The 20,396-nt window shown below is 57.0% G+C and carries 17 protein-coding genes and 1 pseudogene; 7 read left to right on the forward strand and 11 right to left on the reverse strand.

Translation table 11 applies throughout. The features are described from left to right. Nucleotides 1–364: 364 nt before the first annotated feature. Nucleotides 365–550, reverse strand: coding sequence for a DUF1192 domain-containing protein (locus tag BLS30_RS07035; RefSeq protein WP_244466784.1), 186 nt, complete (start codon nucleotides 548–550; stop codon nucleotides 365–367). A 130-nt stretch (nucleotides 551–680) separates the two neighbouring features. Here BLS30_RS07035 and BLS30_RS07040 point away from each other — a divergent pair, with 130 nt between their 5' ends. Next, entirely contained in the window at nucleotides 681–1,679 is a 999-nt protein-coding gene (locus tag BLS30_RS07040; protein WP_090227691.1) for an NAD(P)H-quinone oxidoreductase, read from the forward strand. A 54-nt stretch (nucleotides 1,680–1,733) separates the two neighbouring features. Here BLS30_RS07040 and BLS30_RS07045 read toward each other — a convergent pair whose 3' ends face one another. The 3 genes from BLS30_RS07045 to aptA form a co-directional block, all read right to left on the reverse strand. Beyond that, complete coding sequence (locus BLS30_RS07045; RefSeq protein WP_090227694.1) at nucleotides 1,734–2,603, reverse strand: TIGR01459 family HAD-type hydrolase; 870 nt, start codon at nucleotides 2,601–2,603, stop codon at nucleotides 1,734–1,736. A gap of 95 nt (nucleotides 2,604–2,698) precedes the next feature. Beyond that, entirely contained in the window at nucleotides 2,699–4,291 is a 1,593-nt protein-coding gene (locus tag BLS30_RS07050) for an EAL domain-containing protein (RefSeq protein ID WP_170832430.1), read from the reverse strand. A gap of 221 nt (nucleotides 4,292–4,512) precedes the next feature. After that, a complete protein-coding gene (gene aptA / locus BLS30_RS07055; protein WP_483099030.1) occupies nucleotides 4,513–5,844 on the reverse strand; it encodes an omega-aminotransferase AptA in 1,332 nt (443 codons plus the stop codon). 397 nt (nucleotides 5,845–6,241) lie between these two features. On the opposite strand from aptA, the gene BLS30_RS07060 reads away from it, so the two are divergent. Next, a complete protein-coding gene (locus BLS30_RS07060; protein WP_090227703.1) occupies nucleotides 6,242–7,006 on the forward strand; it encodes an SDR family oxidoreductase in 765 nt (254 codons plus the stop codon). Nucleotides 7,007–7,081: 75 nt separating this feature from the next. Then, nucleotides 7,082–7,537, forward strand: coding sequence for a GFA family protein (locus BLS30_RS07065; protein WP_046475586.1), 456 nt, complete (start codon nucleotides 7,082–7,084; stop codon nucleotides 7,535–7,537). A 16-nt stretch (nucleotides 7,538–7,553) separates the two neighbouring features. Here BLS30_RS07065 and BLS30_RS07070 read toward each other — a convergent pair. From BLS30_RS07070 to BLS30_RS07090, 5 genes and pseudogenes are all read right to left on the reverse strand, one after another. Continuing rightward, a pseudogene (locus BLS30_RS07070) lies at nucleotides 7,554–7,911 on the reverse strand (DUF2200 domain-containing protein). Between the two features lie 165 nt (nucleotides 7,912–8,076). Beyond that, nucleotides 8,077–8,973, reverse strand: a complete 897-nt coding sequence (locus tag BLS30_RS07075; RefSeq protein ID WP_090227706.1) for an SIR2 family protein — start codon at nucleotides 8,971–8,973, stop codon at nucleotides 8,077–8,079. Between the two features lie 105 nt (nucleotides 8,974–9,078). Further along, nucleotides 9,079–9,630, reverse strand: coding sequence for a hypothetical protein (locus tag BLS30_RS07080; RefSeq protein ID WP_139165301.1), 552 nt, complete (start codon nucleotides 9,628–9,630; stop codon nucleotides 9,079–9,081). Nucleotides 9,631–9,933: 303 nt separating this feature from the next. After that, entirely contained in the window at nucleotides 9,934–11,088 is a 1,155-nt protein-coding gene (locus tag BLS30_RS07085; protein WP_090227712.1) for an NAD(P)/FAD-dependent oxidoreductase, read from the reverse strand. Between the two features lie 183 nt (nucleotides 11,089–11,271). Further along, nucleotides 11,272–12,363 carry an alkene reductase gene (locus tag BLS30_RS07090; protein ID WP_090228521.1) on the reverse strand — a complete coding sequence of 364 codons (1,092 nt, stop codon included), beginning with the start codon at nucleotides 12,361–12,363 and terminating at the stop codon, nucleotides 11,272–11,274. Nucleotides 12,364–12,828: 465 nt separating this feature from the next. Between BLS30_RS07090 and BLS30_RS07095 the strand changes: the two genes are divergently transcribed. From BLS30_RS07095 to BLS30_RS07105, 3 genes are all read left to right on the forward strand, one after another. Beyond that, the gene (locus BLS30_RS07095; RefSeq protein ID WP_046475572.1) at nucleotides 12,829–13,119 is read left to right on the forward strand and encodes a co-chaperone GroES; all 291 of its coding nucleotides are present in this window, start codon (nucleotides 12,829–12,831) and stop codon (nucleotides 13,117–13,119) included. A 77-nt stretch (nucleotides 13,120–13,196) separates the two neighbouring features. Continuing rightward, complete coding sequence (gene groL / locus BLS30_RS07100) at nucleotides 13,197–14,849, forward strand: chaperonin GroEL (protein WP_046475566.1); 1,653 nt, start codon at nucleotides 13,197–13,199, stop codon at nucleotides 14,847–14,849. 416 nt (nucleotides 14,850–15,265) lie between these two features. Continuing rightward, nucleotides 15,266–16,738 (forward strand): autotransporter outer membrane beta-barrel domain-containing protein, encoded by a 1,473-nt coding sequence (locus BLS30_RS07105; RefSeq protein ID WP_170832431.1) that lies wholly within the window; start codon nucleotides 15,266–15,268, stop codon nucleotides 16,736–16,738. A gap of 65 nt (nucleotides 16,739–16,803) precedes the next feature. On the opposite strand, the gene BLS30_RS07110 is transcribed toward BLS30_RS07105, so the two are convergent. Then, nucleotides 16,804–17,160 carry a hypothetical protein gene (locus tag BLS30_RS07110; RefSeq protein ID WP_090227717.1) on the reverse strand — a complete coding sequence of 119 codons (357 nt, stop codon included), beginning with the start codon at nucleotides 17,158–17,160 and terminating at the stop codon, nucleotides 16,804–16,806. A 312-nt stretch (nucleotides 17,161–17,472) separates the two neighbouring features. On the opposite strand from BLS30_RS07110, the gene recQ reads away from it, so the two are divergent. Then, on the forward strand, nucleotides 17,473–19,656 hold the full coding sequence (gene recQ, locus BLS30_RS07115) for a DNA helicase RecQ (RefSeq protein ID WP_210184019.1): 2,184 nt from the start codon (nucleotides 17,473–17,475) through the stop codon (nucleotides 19,654–19,656). A gap of 17 nt (nucleotides 19,657–19,673) precedes the next feature. On the opposite strand, the gene hisG is transcribed toward recQ, so the two are convergent. Then, nucleotides 19,674–20,393, reverse strand: a complete 720-nt coding sequence (hisG, locus tag BLS30_RS07120; RefSeq protein ID WP_046475551.1) for an ATP phosphoribosyltransferase — start codon at nucleotides 20,391–20,393, stop codon at nucleotides 19,674–19,676. Nucleotides 20,394–20,396: the final 3 nt, after the last annotated feature.

Genomic DNA, 20,396 nt, shown 5'->3' on the forward strand with positions numbered 1-20,396 from the left:
ACACTCTGACACAACCAGTTACAAATTGATGACGTCACTATAACGCTAAACGTAGTGAGGCCATAGTTAACAACCGCGCCAAAATAGCGGCAGGCTCAAAAAATGTGAGTGGATTAAAAAAATGAGCCGCTCGAAGGGCGGCTCAAAAAGTCAACAGGGAGGCGTCAAACAGAGTGGACAGTACCACTCAATCCAGAAGCACTGGATGCGCCAAACTATAGGCACCCCATACCTAACAACTGCCTAACGCTGAGTTCGAAATTGATACTATCTGTAATCACTCAATTGAGAGGTCAGTCGTTGCTAACGATTGCTTTACCATATCCTCAATTTTCACCTACCCCCCACGATAAGCATACTCCGACTAGCTTTTGAAAATGGCACTCGCCGCCTGTTCGTGCGCCCGCTTAACTTCAAGCTCCGTCCGAACCCTGACGATTTCTTCTTCCAGTGCTGTGATCCGCGCCTGAAGTTCATCGATCGAAAGTGCTGTCAGATCTTGTTTGAACGCCTCGACCGGCCGACGTTGTGCTTCATCCCAATCCATCATCGCCTCCTTCATAACGCGCGACTTGCTGGCTCATCATGCTGGCATGCCGCAAGGCTTGCCTCAACCATCGCGCTCGGGCATTCCTGCCAGGAGAATTGAAAAGACCAAATGAACCGCGAAGGACCACAGCATGACCGGCATCCCGCAATCCATGAACTTCATCAACTGCAGCGACAAGGGTGGTCCCGAGGTTCTGAAGCTAGACTCGATGCCGACACCGGAACCAGGCGCAGGGCAGGTGCTGATCAAGGTTGAGGCGGCAGGCGTCAATCGCCCCGATCTCTTACAACGTCAGGGCTTGTATCCTGCCCCCAAGGGTCACAGTGAGACCCTTGGGCTTGAAGCGGCTGGTACGGTGGTGGCCCTTGGCCCGAACACACATCACTTCAAGCCCGGCGACAAAGTCATGGCGCTGCTCAACGGCGGCGGTTACGCGCAGTATTGCCTTGCCGAGGAGGCGACATGCCTGCCAATACCTGACGGCCTGCCCATGATCCAAGCCGCCGCCGTCCCAGAAACCTTCTTCACGGTCTGGCACAATGTCTTCGAACGCGGCGGACTGAAGGCCGGCGAATGGTTCATGATCCACGGTGGCACATCCGGTATCGGTGTCACGGCCATCCAACTCGCCAAAGCCTTTGGTGCGAAGGTCATCGCCACAGCGGGATCGGATAGCAAATGCCAAGTCTGCCGCGAGCTCGGCGCGGATGCCGCGGTGAATTACAAAATGGACGACTTCGTCAGTGTCGTGAAAACTGTCACGGACAAACGCGGCGTCGATGTCATCTTGGACATGGTCGGCGGTGACTACATCGCCAAAAACATCGCCTCACTTGGAGACGATGGACGCCTCGTCAATATTGCCTATCAGAAGGGATCAAAGGCCGAAGTTGATTTCATGCGGGTCATGCTGAAGCGTCTGACGATTACCGGCTCCACACTTCGGATACGTCCAACTGACGTCAAAAGCCGCATTGCTCGTTCCCTCGAACAAAACGTGCTCCCGTTATTGGCTGACGGAAGCATCAAGGTCGTCATGGACTCGACCTTCCCTCTCAACGAAGCAAGCAAAGCCCATGCGCGCCTCGACCAAGGCGAACACATCGGCAAAGTCGTCCTGACGGTGTAGCGGGCGCTATAAGCTAGGTGGAGGGTCGCAAACGTGGCCCCTCCCAACGGGGGCCTACCAGCGCAACTCAGTCATAGCTGCAATGGGTCGGGCAGCAGGATCGGGAAATAACGTTTCGAGCTGGGCGGCATCCAAAACCGCTCCCCTTTCCATATGCACGGCACTGGCAACGTAGACCGCTGCGATGTCTGCTGCGACGGCACCGGCGATATCCGTTTTCACGCCATCGCCGATAGCAAGCAAACGGTCCCGCGCGATCGGATGACCCTTGAGCGCAGCAAGCCGTTCCTCAGCCATACTGTAGATCGGCGCAAATGGCTTTCCGGCATAGGACACGTCTCCGCCGAGTTCCTCATAGGCGTTCGCCAACGCGCCTGCGCAATAGATGATACGCCCACCCCTTTCGACCCTGACATCGGGATTAGCGCACACCATCGGAAGCGTACGCTGCGCCAGACCAGAAAGCAGCTCCGCATAGTCAGTCGGAGTTTCACTCGTATCGTCGAACAAGCCGGAGCAAACGACGGCCTCAGCGCTTTCCGCGTCAACCAATTGAACATTGAGCCCGCCGTAGAGGCCAAGGTCCCGTTCGGGTCCAAGATGGAAGATCCCTTTTGAACCGAACGCTTCGATCAAGTGTCGTGTCGCGTCGCCCGACGTAACGATCGCGTCGTAGGCATTGCGTGGAACACCAATCTGATCGAGCTGCGCCTGAACCCCCTCCATCGTCCGTGGGGAATTCGACAACAACAGTACCAGCCCGCCTTGGTGTCGGAAATTCTGACACGCAGTGACGGCCTCCGCATAGGGCGTAACGCCGTTGTGCATGACACCCCAGATGTCGACGAGCCATGCGTCCGTTTCAGCAGCAAGGGGCTCGATCGATCTGATTAGAGAGATCGACGCATGAGGGGAGGCTGTCATAGAGCTGTTACCGGAGATACTTGGAGAAGACACGTCGCGCAGAGTGCGGCGACGACAAAAGCCGCCACCGCACTAGCCTGGAACTGCAATAAAGATCAAGCCGCGACGTGACCGTTCTTCCCGGATTCGAGCGCGCCGCGCTTCACCGGTCGCGGCCCGCCAAACATATGGCCTTGGCCAAACAGAACGCCGAAGCCGAAGATGCGGGCGGCAACCTGCTCGTCGTCAATCCGGCCAACTACGAGCGTAAGCCCGATGTCAGCCAAATGGCGGCAAATATCCCGAGCCGGAATAAGCGTCTCGCCAGCCATCAAGCCATCGAGAAATACACTTGCATCAAGCTTGGCAAAGTCGAACCCGATAGCTTTGAGCTCCGCGAAATCCATATCGAGGTCCGTGACAGACCCAATCGCGTAGCGGAACCCGAGACTGGCCAGATCAGCCAACGTCGCGCGTTCCCGTTCTCCGAAGGCACGAACATCGGCCTGCGAGAAGGTCATAACCAGCTGACCGGAAAAGTTCTCACGGGCACGGTAAGCATTCTCGACGCCGTCCAGGAATTTGTCCGCGTTGAGGGACTCGCCGCTGATCTTCGAAAAGAGCGATCCTTGCCGTCCACGGCACTCAAGTTGCAAGGCCACCTGAGACGTCCGCTCAATATTGACCCGATCAATAATCGGCAGAATGGCGCGGCCCGCGTAACCGTCACGGTCGTCATATACGTCCAGCACGTCACCGCGCTCATCGCGCAGCCTCAGGGACACTTCGAAATGACGCGGCTTGCGGTCCTTGAGGGTGAGAATCGGCTCCAGCAGAACATCAACCCGGCCGGCCACCAAAGCATCTTTAATCGACTGAATACGCACCTCACGGCCCGCAGGGGCTCCGCCACGCACAGGTTGATCCGTAGATCGCATCGAGTTTGCTGCCGATTTCAAGGCATCGACGGACTGGTTCACGGCTCCTTCCGAACGCCAGCGTCCAAAACCACCGTTCGCGGCTTCTGCAGCATTTACCTCGTCCGCAAGCTTCTTGATCATCGCCTGCAGCATTTCTACGTCGCCTTCCCGCGCACGGACTGCTGGCGTCGACGCAGCCAAGTCAGACGACCCGGCCGCGCGCGATTTTCCATCATCAGAGGAGAGAGAAGGAGAATTGCGCATGGGAGGCGGCTTGGCCAAATCTGCCGATAAGGGGGGCGGCACAACGGGCTGATGACCACGCACCCCATGACCTGGACTATCCCGGCGTGGCTCTGGCCGTGATGCAAACTCCGGCAATGCAAAGTCAGCTGTGCCAAATTCCGTACGATCCACGGGCGCGCCATCACCCCGGCGCCGAAGCCGGGGTGGAGAACCAACAGGTTTCGCCGAAAATCTGGGGTTGGCGTTGCGAGAACCATCCACTGAGTTGGCGCCCAACTGCTCAATCTGATCTTCCAGTTGGGAAATCTGCGACTTCATCGCATAGACGGCCCTGCGCCCGCGCACGATCGCGTGCAGCGCCATCAAACAAATGAGAATCACCACGGACATCGTAAGTGACGTCCACACATCCAGACCGCCGTGCAGATGCGCTGCAGTGCCCAACGCAAACGTAAACAGCGCCATAGACACGAGAACAAGGGCTTCCGCAAACCGCCCTTTGCCGGCCGGCCTGGTCCTTCTTCCTTGCTGTGTCACTTCCATAACCTGAGGCCTCATCGACCGCGTAATTCCGATTCGCTTGCTTAGAAGCATCGGAAGACCTGTGAAAAATGGCAACGCTCCTAATCAGCCCTGTCACCAGATTTCTTTAACTAGCGGCGACCTTTGCGCTACGTGACAGCGCCGATTGGCGGAAGTGCAACACTCATGCGGCCTACAGACCACTTTCCGAGCATTTAGCAATCCAAGCTCTACTCTTGACCTCAGGAGAGAGATTTCAAAGCCCCAAGCGCCCGGTCGCGAATGTCCGTCAGCTCGTCGATTGTCGCAATAAGCGACGGTGCTACGATCATCGTGTCGTTGATTACGCGCACATAAAGATCGTGATCATGGAAAGCCCGTTGCAGTAATTCATAACCGCGCACGCCCGGACCACGCGCTGATGGCTCAATATCGATGCCGCACATCAATCCGATCGGGCGGATATCGAGAACGATGGGCATGGATTGCATTTCCATCATCACGTCCGCAAACACCTCTTCCAATGTGCTGGCACGTTCGAACAACGCCTCATCGCGATAGATATCGAGCGTCGCCATCGCCGCTGCAGTCGCGAGAGGATGACCGGAATACGTATATCCGTGGAAGAACTCAGGCGCGTGTTCCGGTCCGGTCATCAGGGCTGCATGGATATCCCCGCTCACAAGCGTGCCTGCAAACGGAACGGCACCGTTCGTCACGCCCTTCGCAAAGGCAATGATGTCTGGCGTAAGCCCATACCGCTCCGAGGCAAACCCATATCCCGTGCGGCCAAACGCCGTGATCACCTCATCGAAAATCAGAAGAATGCCGTGACGCTTGGTAATCTCGCGCAGCCGCTCGAGATACCCCTTGGGCGGCGGCAGGCACCCCGTCGACCCCGCGATCGGCTCGACAACAACCGCCGCGATATTGCTGGCGCCATGCAGCGCAACGAGTTGCTCAAGCTCATCGGCAAGTTCACGGCCCCACTCCGGCTCACCTATAGCAAACGACTGATGCTCCCGGTCATACGTACACCGGAGATGATCGATACCTGGGAGCAGCGTCCCAAAATCCCGCCGGTTTGCGGGCACACCACCCACCGACAAGCCGCCGAACCCGACACCGTGGTACCCGCGCTCCCGCCCGATAAAACGGGTGCGTTGGCCTTCTCCGCGTTGCCGGTGATACGCGAGCGCGATTTTCATCGCGGTATCCACGGCCTCACTGCCTGAATTTGAAAAGAAGACGTGATCCAGCCCCGCCGGCGCGAGCGCTGTCAGCCGATTGGCCAGCTCAAACGCCTGCGGATGCCCAAACTGAAAAGCTGGAGCATAATCGAGGCGGTAAGCCACCTCCTTGATCGCCGCCGCGATCTCTTCGCGGCCATGCCCGGCGTTGACGCAATAAAGCCCCGAGGTCGCATCGATGACCTGACGGCCGTCGCTCGTCGTGTAGTGCATGCCTTTGGCACTGACGACCATGCGCGGACGGCGCTGAAATGCACGATTTGCCGTGAACGGCATCCAATAGGCCGCAAGATCGCTCGGCTCATTCTTCAGGTGCTCTGCCACACGTATCATCCATGAGAGTTACGAAAGCGGACGGCATGAGCCGCCAAATCCACCCACTTCAATATCTTGGATCGAAATTAGCAGTATGACGATAAGTGGGATATGCGATCTTAGCGGAATACCCATCCACCGTTAATTCGTCGTCATGATCCAACGACACACGCCCCCGTCAGCCTCACGTAACGCCAGTGTTTGCGGGCCCTACCGGCTTCTCTGAACCGCCGAGGCAAATACAGCCGGACAATTCTCAGGCCTCTGCCCAATTCGTGCCACGCCGTGGCCAAGGCCCGCCCAGAATCGTCCCCTCATTTAGATCTCGTTAGCCGAATCGGCGTGCTATGGTCACGCCTGGGCGCACTCTTAAAAGTCCTGGCGTATCACGGAGGAGAACAGCCCTATGTTGATGAGTGTTGTTGACGAGTTGCATCTGGACGCCGTCTATCCTGAGTTGCGGGGGGCACGTGTCCTGATTACGGGATTGAGTGGCTCGTGCGGTATCGACATTGCGCGTGCGTTCGCCGACCATAGTGCCCGCCTCGTCGTACGTGCGGCTGAAGAAACTCCTGAAATTGATGAGATCGCAACGCTGCTGAACCAATCGGCGGCGGACCTTCGGCTGTTTACGGACCCGGACGCGGCGGACGCGAAGGGCGCCGTTGTGTTCACCCAGGGCCCCGCGCAGAAAGCCTTTGGCGGCCTCGATACCGTGATCAACCTCATCTCCGTCAGCCGTGAGGACTTCGCCGATTGCACTGATCTCGAGGACATCGAGAATGCGATCGCAGCTAAGATTTCCGCCATGACGCGCATGAGCCATGTGCTAGCGAACCGGATGCGCCTGACCCTGACCGAGGGCTCGATCCTCAACGTCATCGCGATGCCCCAAACAACCGACCCGGGCATGACCATGCTGCTCGGCATGCTGCGCACCGCCATCGCAGCTTATACGCGGCAGGAAGCAACGAAGTGGGCTGACAACGCGATCCGGATTAATTCAGTCGTGCCGAAGGCCGTCGACCCCTTCCAATATGACGACGACGAATGGTCGGACATGGGAGAGCCGGACGTTGCCGCGCTCGCCTTGTATCTCGCTTCCCGCAAAGGCAACCGCCTTTCAGGCCACATCTTTGAAGCGACGCAGATCACGACAGGGGGCCGGTAACGGCCTCGCTGTTCCCGACCCATCTCCGAGAAGGCCCCCGTTTTGGCTAACGGACGAAAGGACGACGCCAAATCGATGAACACCACCCAATTTCCACTTGCCGGTAAGTGCCGCTGCGGCAACGTCCACATTGAGATCGCGGCAGCTCCCATCATGACGTCGGCGTGCCACTGCCGGGGCTGCCAGCGAATGAGCGCCAGCGCCTATTCCCTGACAGCGATGGTCCCGGCGCAAGCTTTCCGCGTGACAGCCGGTGAACCGGAGAAGGGTGGCATCAAGGGCCCGCAACTCGATCACTACTTCTGTCCCGACTGCAAGACATGGATGTTTACACGCATTGTCGGCATGGCCGAAATCGTCAACGTCCGCCCCACGATGTTCGATGATTCGAACTGGAGCCGCCCCTTCATTGAGACGATGACAGCCGAGAAGCTGCCATGGGTGGAAACACCCGCGCGTTATAGCTACGAAGGTTTTCCACCGCCAGAAGACTTCCAGCGCCTTCTGGATGCGTTCACCGCCGACCAGTGAAACGCGGCGCTCGGGATCATTCCTTCCGCAAAATTTTGTCCATCGCTTTTCCCTGCGCCAGCTCATCGATGAGTTTGTCCAGGTAGCGGATTTCACGCATGGTCGGCTCTTCGATATCCTCCACGCGGACAACCGCAAACCACGCCTTTGATCAAGGCGCGCGACGGATTGATTTTGGGAGCCTCAGCAAAGAACGTTTCAAAGTCCGTCTGCTTTTTCAGTTGAGCCTGAAGCTCCTTCTGGCCATAGCCCGTCAGCCAGGAGATGATCTGATCGACCTCCGCTTTCGTGCGCCCCTTCTTTTCTGCTTTCGCAACATAAAGCGGATAAACGCTCGCGAAGCTCATTTCATAGATCCGGTGCTTTGCGGCCATGGGCTTCTGCTCCTGGGCTTCCCTTAATTGCACCCTACGAACGAGGTTCTATAGAAGGCAACGGACCACGGCAGCCGCCGCCTACGGCACATTTTGGAACGAGGCCATATACGGATATGGAGCACGCATGCAAGGACTCCCGATGTGCCTCAGGCTCGTGAAACGTTAGCGTCCAGTTCGGGTAGGCTTCCATTTTAGGTTATTAGTCGACCGTATGCTCTTAAATAGGTCAGCTATATCTCGCCATTGATTTATCCAAACGGGCTCCAAGCCCAAGCTACGAAAATCCGTCTCAATTGAACGTTTCACCAGCTTTGCCATAGGCTTATCCCAGTTAGCACTCGCATATAGAGGTGACTTCGCAAGTGCATAATGAGTGTGTCTAATTTTCAAGTTGCGGCAGACATCGAGAAGCTTTCGAGTGTTAGGATCAGAAAGTGATACACCCACAAATAGACACGTAAATTGAGTCAACAACCCAAGCTGAACGACATTTCCCCATGAGTAGGGTTGAAAATTTAATTGATTATAATCTTCCTCACTGAGAACAATCGACTTCTGCCTCAACTCCACGTCATTCATATCAGACCGTATAAGCCCATGAGGATGAAATACTACCGCGCCGCGGTAGTTGCTATTAAAGTGATCGCCGGGTTCAAATGAATCAAATTCTATGTCATTCGTGGCCAACGCCTCCTCAATCAACTCATCAAAATTATAAGTCAGAATTCTCTTAACGCCGCAACGGGCTATTTGATCAAGGTTATCGGACCCCTTATATGAATTTTCGTATAAGCAGTCTGCGACAGCTCCATTAAACTTCTGCTTCAGAACATTTCTCAAAATACGCGTTTTGGTGACATTACCATATTCACCAAGAACGCTTTCTATATTTTCTTTGTCATTCGGAAAAGCCTTTAACGTCAATCGCTCGATCAACCTGCTCCAAGAAGGCAAGCCGCAATCCTGCGAAACACCTGCGCCGACGAACAGGACCAGCTGACCACGCGCGTTGAGCATTCTCAGATGCGCATATTGTTCCTGCGGAGATCTTCTCTTCATCTATTTGCGTATCACGCGGATTGTATAATCATACGCGTCAACACCACAAGAAAAGTGGCTGCAGAGAATCAAGAACCAGAACATTTGCAAACACCGATCCCTCTGTTAATTTCCGATATCGCTGGCAGATCTTAAAATGTCCCACCCCGTTGCAATCGAGGCAAGGACCGCAAAGATAAAGGTGTACCACGGAGCCGTCGAGGCTGCTGCGGCCGGTTCCATAATAATAAGCAAGGTGTTTTGCATTATGTCCCAAAGAGCGAATTGCCCCCGTGACATATAAGAATGGATACCCCACGCTAAATTGATACAGACAACCATTGGGGATACGAGAGATTTTACTTGAAAAATAACGGAAAATAGTAGGCCGGAAATTACCATCTGGTTTAAATCTATAGATGAGCTTGAAGATACAGTTAGCGGCGGCGCCATGATCAAGAACGTCGCATTCAAGGCAACACCCATCGCAACGATGGCAGCAAAGACCATTGGGACTGCGAAGCTTACGCAAAACGCTGGATAAGCCCTAAGTTCAGAAAGTGGCCAACTAAGTACAACAACCAGTCCCCCAACTAGATAAATAGCCAAGTAAGCAAAAGCGCCACCATCCAGCTTCCCAATAGTTACAAGGAGTATCAATAGTGGCGCGCTTATCACGAATTGCCCCCACACAGGGCGCCATAAGCTAGACGCAAGACACAGTTTCTGGATAAGCAAGCATTGCCACAGAAACCCTCCCAAAATTAGGGTGCCAAGCGCAAGAAACTCCACGATCAGCCTCTCTACCCGCCAATTAATTTGAACAATATAAGATTCTGCAACGCGAGATGGGACAGACCAAGGAAGTCCTCTTCTCGAATCATAAAGAAAAGCAATTGGGATTACTTACTACTACCCAAACCAGCCCGCAAGCTGACGGCTATCTAGCGGCTGAAGACCACTTTGTATCGGTAGCAACCCCTAAACCGCAGCCCCATTGCCTGAAGCAATGGACGTAGACAGCCGCGCCAAGCGTTCCTCAAACTCGGAGAAGGTGACGCCTTTGGCGCCGCGTTTATGGAAGAAAACCTGCTGAGCGAAGGTCCGCATGGCCGATGTGCCGAGCGCCGCCGAGATCAGGGCGTTGGGCACCTGCTGATCGAGGCCGAAACGCATCGCGCGCTTGAGCAGAAAGCCGGGCAGCTCCGGCGCGAGCGCAACGTCGGGCGCGGGCCCCATGTGCAGGAGATGGTCGGCAATCGCCTGACCGGCGCGCCGCCCGAAGTGAAAGGCAAGGCGAATGCCGCCACCCGTCGCTGGTGACACCATCCCGGCAGCATCACCCACAAGCATGACACCGTTCCCCGCCCACGGCCGCACCAATCCACCGCACGGGATGCGCCCGGCACGACGCCCCACCAGACGCGCCTTGCCGAATTGAAAAATGCGGTCCGTATAGTTCAGGAACTTTCCTACGTCGGGACGCCGCCCCGGTCCGACAGCGAGACCCGCCTGGACGACGGTAGGCGCGGACGCGACCCAAGCCAGATAGCCGGGAGCGATCTCCGAGTTGAGAAAGCAGTGCAGGAAGCGCGGGTCGATATCGCAGAGCCCCTCGTACTCATACTCGACACCGGTGAGAAAGCGGCTGTTGCGCCCCAGCCCGAAGTGCCGAGCAACGGCCGAGCGCGATCCATCAGCCCCCAGAATATAACGGGCGCAGATGTTGAGGTTACTCAGCCGGAAGACGTCGCCTTCGCGAGCCGCGCCCTCAAAACGTGTCTTCCAGAGCAGATGCGCTCCCGCCCGTTGCGCCTCGTCGGCCAGCCACCTCAGGAGGTTCGCCGTGTCGGTCGTCAGAAAGAAGTATCCCGGCGCGAAAAGATCCACGTGCTTGAGATTGGGGGCGTAGAGCCGGACGCCATAGACGCGACGGGTCAGCGCATGCGGGATGTCGATTTCCTCGACAGCTTCTTTGACAAGGATGCCGGTCGTCGCCACGCGATGGCCCGCGCCGTGCTTGGCATCAAGCACCGCCACCTTGAGGCCGCGCATCGCTGCCGTTCGCGCTGCGACGAGACCTGCGAAGCTGGCCCCGACGATAACGAGGTCATAGGACGCTGCGGCAGGCAACATGGCGGATCTCCCATCCAGACGTTGTCGATCAAGCGACGATGGAAGGAAATTACGCGGTATACGCGAAAAGAGTGGGGCTCGATGATGGCCGTTCTGCGTCAAGCGGAGGTAATGAGACGGGCTTTCCGCGTTTCGACAAACAAGCGGAAAGCCCTAGGGTCACGCGCCATGAGAGATGAGTCTTCAGGCCCGAGTTTCCTCTGCGGCGAGCACAGGATAGTCCGTATATCCGGCGCGGCCAGGCGTGTAGAACGTCGCTTCATCCGGCGCGTTGAGAGCCGCGCGACGGCGCACACGCTCCGGCAAGTCGGGGTTGGCAATAAAGCTCTGCCCGAACGCAACGGCAGCCGCCGTCCCTTCCGCGATCACAGCCGTAGCGCTGTCCGCATCGTATCCTCCAGCCACGATCATCGGACCGCTGAAACATCCGCGCGCCAGCGCCACCACATCTTCCTCGACCGTGTTCGCAGTCGGCCGCATCACATGCAGATAAGCAAGGTCACGCTTATCAAGTTCGGCGATGTACTTTTCATAAAGGGGCACCATCTCGTCTTCTTCGATGCCATTGAATTGGTGGCCCGGACTGACCCTCACCCCGACACGGTTGGATCCAACCTCGGCGATCACAGCGTCGATAACCTCAAGCGGCATCCGAATACGGTTTTCAATAGAACCGCCGTAACGATCCGCACGCTTGTTGACATTGGTGGAGAGAAACTGATGCAGCAGGTAGCCATTGGCACTGTGCACCTCGACACCGTCAAAACCGAGGTCGATGGCATGACGCGCCGCCGTCGCAAACTCCTTGGCGGTTGCACCAATCTCATCCGTCGCGAGCGCCCTTGGCACGTCGTGCGCGACGAAGCCGCTGGCGTCGGTGTAAATTTGCCCCGGAGCAGGCACCACGCTCGGCGCCACCACGTCGGCTTTCACGCCGCGATTAGCAGCAGCTGCGACACGACCGACATGCCAGATCTGACTGACAATCTTCGATCCTGCGCCATGCACCGCATCGACGATCTCGTTCCAGCGCACCATCTGGGCCTTGGTATGTAGTCCCGGCGTCCGGGGATAGCCCATCCCCTGAAATGAGGCCTGGGTCGCTTCCGTAATGATGAGGCCTGCGCCCGCGCGCTGAGCATAATATTCGGTCGCAAAATCTGCCGGCACACCCATCTCATTGGCACGAGAGCGCGTCAGGGGCGCCATGACAAATCTATTCTTGAGTTTCAATGCGCCGAGTTGGGTCGGCGTGAAAAGGACATCTGAAGCCATCGTGTTCATCCCCGGCTGGTTCTAAAAACTGTTCCGGCAAGATGACTCGCGGGATGGCCCACGAACGTCTCGCCACCGAGGGACGTAGGAAGCTGGTTCTTTAGTTCAATGATACCGAACAATAGAATAATCGTGAACAGCAAATGCCCGGCGGCGGCGCGACCGTTCCCAGGTTGGAAAAAATTAAGCTTTCATCCTTACCGAACTTGTCCTCTACGAGCTTAGGCCTCAAATCGGCATAATCGTCAGGTAGACGGCCATTAAAGCTGCAATCTTGCGGCCAAAGCTCTTGACAATATTCCCCAGCCTCCCTTATTCACGGCACGCCTGCTGGCACTCAAAGCAAGTGAGTGCTAACAGCGTCACCCAGATGGGTTGACCGGACGGCGTAGGCCGTGCCGCATTTTTCGTTTTTTGAACTCTCATTGAAGAGTTCCGCTTCAAAGCAAACGGAGCCTCCGCAATATGAAATTCCGTCCTCTTCACGATCGTGTCGTCGTAAAGCGCGTCGACAGCGAGACCAAGACTGCAGGTGGCATCATCATCCCTGACACCGCCGCGGAAAAGCCTCAAGAAGGCGAAGTCGTCGCGGTCGGCCCAGGCACCCGCGGTGATGACAACGAACTCATCGCCCTCGACGTCAAGAAGGGTGACCGCGTGCTGTTCGGCAAATGGTCGGGCACCGAAGTTAAGGTCGACGGCGTTGAGCTGTTGATCATGAAGGAAAGCGACATCATGGGCGTTATCGAGAAGTAAGCGCCCGGTCCCTCCTCAAATTTTGAATTCAATTCCTCCGGCCTGTTCCGGACCAAACTCTCCAGGAGACAGCAAACATGGCTGCTAAGGACGTACGCTTTTCGGCAGATGCCCGCGAGCGCATGCTGCGCGGCGTCGACATCCTCGCCAACGCGGTGAAGGTCACGCTCGGCCCCAAGGGTCGCAACGTCGTCATTGAAAAGTCTTTCGGTGCACCGCGCACTACGAAGGACGGCGTCACCGTTGCTAAGGAAATCGAACTCGAAGATAAGTTCGAGAACATGGGCGCACAGATGCTGCGCGAAGTCGCTTCCAAAACGAACGACATCGCTGGCGACGGCACCACCACCGCCACCGTTCTCGCACAGGCTATCGTTCGTGAAGGCCTGAAGTCGGTTGCCGCTGGTATGAACCCGATGGACCTGAAGCGCGGCATCGATAAGGCCGTTGTCCAGGTTGTCGAAATCATCGGCAAAAAGGCAAAGAAGGTCAAAGACTCGAACGAAATCACCCAGGTCGGCACCATTTCCGCAAACGGTGAAATCGAAATCGGCGAGATGATCGCTGAAGCAATGCAGAAAGTCGGCAACGAAGGCGTCATCACGGTTGAAGAAGCCAAGTCGCTCGAAACCGAACTCGACGTCGTCGAAGGCATGCAGTTCGACCGCGGTTACCTCTCGCCGTACTTCATTACGAACGCCGAGAAGATGATCGCCGAACTGGACGATCCTTATATCCTCATTCACGAGAAGAAGCTTTCCGGTCTCCAGCCTCTGCTCCCCGTTCTCGAAACGGTTGTGCAGACAGGCAAGCCTCTCCTCATCATTGCTGAGGACATCGAAGGCGAAGCCTTGGCGACCCTCGTCGTCAACAAGCTGCGTGGCGGCCTCAAGGTTGCTGCCGTCAAGGCTCCCGGCTTCGGCGATCGCCGCAAGGCCATGCTTGAGGACATCGCGACCCTCACGAACGGTCAGACGATTTCCGAAGACCTCGGCATCAAGCTCGAGAACGTCTCCATCGACATGCTGGGCCGTGCTAAGCGCGTGACCATCACGAAGGATGACACCACGATCGTTGACGGCGCAGGCAAGAAGAAGGACATCGAAGCCCGCGTTTCGCAGATCAAAGCACAGATCGAGGAAACGACGTCCGACTACGACCGTGAAAAGCTCCAAGAGCGTCTCGCAAAGCTGGCTGGTGGCGTTGCTGTCATCCGCGTCGGCGGAGCGACCGAAATCGAAGTTAAGGAGCGCAAGGACCGCGTTGACGACGCACTGAACGCGACCCGCGCAGCCGTTGAAGAGGGCGTTGTTCCTGGCGGCGGCGTCATGCTGCTCAAGGCATCCGCAGCCATCGACGTCGAAGGTGACAACGAGGACCAGGAAGCTGGCATCCAGATCGTTCGCCGCGCACTGCAGGCTCCGATCCGCCAGATCGCAGACAACGCTGGTGTTGAAGGCTCCATCGTCGTCGGCAAGGTGCTCGAAACTCGCGGTCAGTCGTTCGGCTATGACGCCCAGAACGACGAGTACGGCGACATGCTCGAAAAGGGCATCATCGACCCGGCTAAGGTTGTGCGCACCGCACTTCAGGACGCCGCTTCGATCGCCAGCCTGCTGATCACCACCGAAGCTGCTGTTGCTGAAGCTCCGAAGAAGGACGCTGGCCACAGCCATGGCGGCGGCGGCATGGGTGGAATGGGCGGCATGGGTGGAATGGACATGATGTAAGTCCATCCCGCTCACTTTCTGAGCCATTACGATTTGGCCGTCCGCAGGAACCTCTTGCGGACGGCCATTTTTTTCTCACGCGATGTTGATCTTCCCGCACCCCACTGTCGTCGGGTCGAGATCCAGTTTTCACTAGAACGCCACAAATTTGCCATGCCAGCGCCCCGCTGCACCGCACAATCCGGCCCGTGGTTTGCCAGCTGAAAAGACCGTCAACAGCGGTTATGGCAGGAGCGGGGACCTAGGCAGCACACAGCTGTAGGTCTGCACAAAAAAACATTATGCCCCGGAGAAATTACGTGCTGAGCGACTTGAGGAACATGCGCGCGCGAGCCCCCTTGCCCCGAGCCCGTCCGATGGCATGCAATCATATTTGGAGAACCACCATTATAGTGGCGCTATGCGCGAGCGTCCCCATGTCGGCCATCGCGCAGCCCGCTGACGCACCAAGCCAGGTAAGGTTACAACTGAAAAGCCTCGCTTACCCAGTCGATGCCGAAGTGCTCTACGGCCTGTCCTCCGGACCAGGCGCCACCGCCACCAACGTTTCCGTGGCAACGCAGGCCGGCAGTGGCACGCGGACGTTCCTGGTGTCTCACCAGGGAACGCTCCGAATAACGCAGGCTGACGCACCAAACCTTCATCTTGAAAATATCAATTGCGAAGGGGCAGTCGCGAGCACTGACGTTGCTGCACGTATGGCCGTTCTAGCGATCGTTTCTGAAGACGCCGTGTCCTGCACATTTGCGAACAGCACCACGGTCGCAAGCGCCCCCCCAACAGATCAGACAGCGACTCTGACCCAACAGACCCTACAGCGAACAGCAACATCAATCGCGGGCAGCATGCCTGCTACGTCGAATCGTGTGTCAGAGCGTCTGTCCGCCTCCATGGTTCGCAAAATTCCGGTCCCGCAAGCAACGGGCCAATCCTCGAATGAAGAAAATCAGCGCACATCTTCATTGCAGATTCCGTTGACGGGAACCGCCGACGGCAATGCCGGCAACGCGAAATTTTCAACCGCGCTGTCCGACCTGGCCGACGCCAAGGCGCGCGAACAAGGCGAGAAGATCCGTGATAGCGGCTTGAACTTGCAAGGCATCACGGTCGCAAGATCCCGCTTCGACGGGTGGATTGAAGGAAATGCGGGTTACGTTCGCGATTCCCAAAACAACACCTCTGACGCATTCTCCAATCTCGCGCTTGGTGCGGACTATCGGCTCAACCAACGCTGGCTGCTCGGCATGATGGGCACTTATAACAATATCGATTCCGAGACGATTGCATCCGCTCCCGACATCAGCGGTAAAGGCTGGATGGCGGGCCCATATGCCGGCTATAAAATCAACCGCCAGATGTTTGTCAGCCTGAAAGCTTTGCGAGGCGTTGGAGAAACCAGATACTTCGCATCACCCGATAGCGCGTTGACGGCCGATGGCCTCGAAACAAACCGCTGGCTACTCGACGCGACGCTCTCCGGGAACTTGAAGTCTGGCAATTGGACCTTGAGCCCTACCGCGCAATTCAGCCATTTTGCCGAACAGGGCCATCAAGTCGTCGGCGGCGATTCAACAATCCGAGCAAAAGCCGATAGCGAGCGCTTCCTCATCGGTCCGCAAATCTCTTACGAGTTCGCCCCCTCTCAATCCACGCGCGTCACGCCGCGTGCCGCCGTCAAAGCCCTTTGGCAAACGGAAGACATCAGTATCGATGAAGAGGCGATGGAAACTTTGAAAAACGAAAGCCTCAGTGCACGCGTAGAAGCCGGAATTGCTGTCACGTCCCCTGAAGCCAAATTGGACTTTTCAGGAAGCCTGGAAGGATTTGGTGGTGATGAAACCAGCAAGGCTGCTACCGGCAAGGCCACGCTGTCTGTGCCGCTGAACTAAGAGAAATAAGAGTGTTTACTCCCATCCTGGCGTCAGTGACGGCGCCAAGTCTCACATATATGCGATCATCGTTTTGCGCAGTCCGCCAGCATCTTGTCACGCTGTTGCGCCGATTCTTTCATCGCTGACGGCGAAACGCTGGCGCACCATTGCATGTGCTCAGGCACGTTGGAATGCCAAGCCGGGCCGGTAAAACCACACCTCAACCGTTCGTTTTCCTGCTGTTGCTTAAGTGCAGTTGCCGCATACCATTTGCAGCTCGACTGCGCCTGCGCGGCAGCTGGTAACAGCATCGTCCCCGCCGCAATAGCACTCATCACAAATGCAGTCGTCATCCGAACCAAAGTCATATCCCGTGATCCTCGCCCGGTCGTTGTAATAGTGGAGTTCACTACGAACTCCTCGGTGTTGCCGTACATCATTCGCTCTTATCGCTGACCGGAGTGGCCCAATCTAACCCGTTTCTCCACCAAAACGCGCTGAAGGCAGCTCCATTGATAAGCTCAGCGGCGACTGATGCCAGCATGCAACACCTCGTTATGGGCAAGAGTACAACGGCCAATGTGAACCGCGACTGAATTCCCCTCAGCTACTCCTGAAGCGAAAAAACGGCGGGAATTGAGGCACTACGCGATGTTTGTTCCACAGCTGGAGCGGCTTGTTGCATCTCATAGCGAGACGGAATCGCGTACACCATCGGTTCCGATCCCGAACCTCCCGCCTTTGCGAGTCCCATGGTTGTCGCCCACACCAGCGCAAAATCAACGCTTCATGCACCCGACATGGACTCTGCGCAACGCATCCTCGAAGATGTGTTCGGCTATAAGCACTTCCGTTCGCACCAGAATGCGATCATCGGGACGTTGCTGAACGGTGGGGATGTTCTGGCCCTCATGCCTACGGGCGGTGGCAAGTCACTATGCTACCAGATCCCGGCATTGGCACGTAACGGAACGGGCGTCGTCGTCTCGCCCCTCATCGCTCTCATGCAGGATCAGGTTGACGCCCTTAAGATCCTGGGCGTTAACGCCGCTTACCTCAATTCGACCCAAACTTCTGCCGAACAACGCGAAATTGCGGCCTCCATTTCGCGAGGCGAACTCGATCTTCTGTATGTTGCGCCGGAGCGCCTGCTTCAGGACCGTACGCTCACCCTTCTCGAACGCGCCGACATTGCCCTCTTCGCAATCGATGAAGCGCACTGCGTCTCACAGTGGGGTCATGACTTCCGCCCCGAATATCGCCAGCTCAAAGTGTTGGCCGAGCGGTTCCCGAATGTGCCCCGTATCGCATTAACGGCCACGGCGGACGAGCGCACACGCGACGAAATCATCACTGAGCTTCGTCTAGAAAAGGCCGATCGTTACATCGCCAGCTTCGATCGCCCAAACATCCGCTACCGTATCGCCGAAATTGGCTCGGTCAGCGCTCGCGAACGGCTCTGGAATTTCATCGAATCCGAACACCCAAAAGATGCCGGCGTCGTCTATTGCCTATCGCGCCGTGCCGTGGAAGAGACCGCCGCGTGGCTTCAGCGTAAGGGCCGCGAAGCGCTCGCATACCATGCGGGCCTGCCGGCCGAGACACGCGCCAGTGCTCAATCGCGCTTCCTCAATGAAGATGGCCTTATCATTGTCGCCACCATCGCCTTTGGCATGGGGATCGACAAACCTGACGTCAGGTTTGTCGGCCACCTCAGCCTGCCGAAATCCATCGAAGCCTATTATCAGGAAACCGGCCGCGCTGGCCGCGACGGAGAACCTGCCAACGCGTGGCTGGCTTACGGTCTGCAAGATATCATCCAGCAACGCCAATGGATCGCGGCGAGTGAAGGCTCGGAGGCTTTCAAACAAGTTCAACGGGGAAAGTTGGACGCGCTGATTGGGTTGGCCGAAAGCCCTGGTTGCCGCCGGCAAGCGCTGCTCTCCTATTTCGGAGAGACGCTGAGCGAGCCCTGCGGAAACTGCGACAACTGTTTGGAGCCCCCAGCAACCACGGACGGCACCGTTCTCGCGCAGAAGGCCCTCTCGACCGTCTACCGCACCGGCCAAAGATTCGGTGTTGGCTACCTGATCGACATCCTCTCAGGCAAAGCCGAAGAGCGCGCAATTCGGCTCTCTCACGACAAGCTCTCCGTGTTCGGGATCGGCAAAGATGTGGACGCTACAGAATGGCGCGGCCTGTTTCGTCAACTCGTCGCTGCCGGCTTGTTAACCGGCGACGAAGAAGGACGTGGGACCTTGGCCCTCACAGACAAGGCGCGTCCGTTATTGCGCGGCGACCAAACGTTCCTGATGCGCGCGGCAGCTCCCGCACGACCACGAGCGAAATCTCGAAGCAGCCAAGGCGCACCGAAGCTCACGGTCTCCGAAACGGACCAGCCGTTGTTTGAAGCGCTCAAGGCACTGCGCATACGCCTAGCCAGCGCGGCTAAAGTGCCCCCTTACGTCATCTGTCATGACCGTACGTTGGCCGAACTCGCACAATTAAAACCGGCAACGCTCGACGCTCTCAATAACATCACCGGCCTTGGAGCCAGCAAGATACGCCGCTACGGTGACGCCTTGATCCAGACAATTACAAATTTCCAACCCCATCCCATGCTGCAAAACAGGCTGGGTGCCAGCGTCAACGCAACATTGGCCTTGCATATTCAGGGGCTCGCCCCAGAAGCGATTGCCGCTGAGCGCAAGATTGAACTAGCGACCGTACACGGCCATTTCGCAGACGCCATCGAAGCCGGACTGCTGACTGCCGAAGACGTACTTGAGCTCGACGCATCGGATATCGATGAGATCCACGCCGTCTTTGACCGTCTCGACACACTGGAAACAGGCAAGCTCGGACCAGCCTATGCAGCGCTCGACAGCCGCTACGATTACGGTGTCCTGAAATGTATTCTGGCAGAACTTGCCTGAACCCACGCGCTTAATGCTTACGCTTCCAGCCTGGCCATAATCTCATTTTGCGCTTGGCGCGTACTAGGCGTCCACTGGGCAACATTCGAGGCAACAAAGTTCGCCTGGGATTTCAAAATGACCCCGTCGTCAAGAATCTTCAGGCCGTTCGCGCGAAGCGTTGTGCCTGTCGACGTGATATCGACAATGAGGTCCGCGCTTCCAGCCGCAGGCGTGCCTTCCGTCGCCCCAAGACTCTCGACAATGCGGTAGTCGGTGAAGCCCTTCGCGGAGAAAAAACGACGCGTCAGATTCACATACTTCGTAGCGACGCGGAACCAACGGCCGTGACTTTCCCGAAACCCACCCGCAATCTCATCCAGATCCGCCATAGTGGAAACGTCGAGCCAGCATTGAGGAACAGCAACAACGACATCGGCGAAACCGAAGCCTAACGGCTTAAGAAGCTCGACGCGTGTTTTCCAATCGGAAATCCGCTCGCGAACGAGATCTTCCCCGGTAACGCCCAAATGCGCCTTGCCGGATTTGAGGTTCGCCGCAATTTCTGAAGCTGACACGAACGCGACATCTACGTTAGCAAACCCTTCAATCTCTCCGCGATAACCGCGCTCATTGCCGGTCTTGCGCACATTGAGCCCGCTCTCGCGGAATAGCTCCAGGGTCTGCTCCATGAGCCGCCCCTTTGAGGGCAGCGCAATCTGCAAGCGTGTAGTCAAAGCCTCGCCTTCTTTACCCATGGC

The organism is Filomicrobium insigne (genome assembly GCF_900104305.1).
Lineage (GTDB): Bacteria > Pseudomonadota > Alphaproteobacteria > Rhizobiales > Hyphomicrobiaceae > Filomicrobium > Filomicrobium insigne.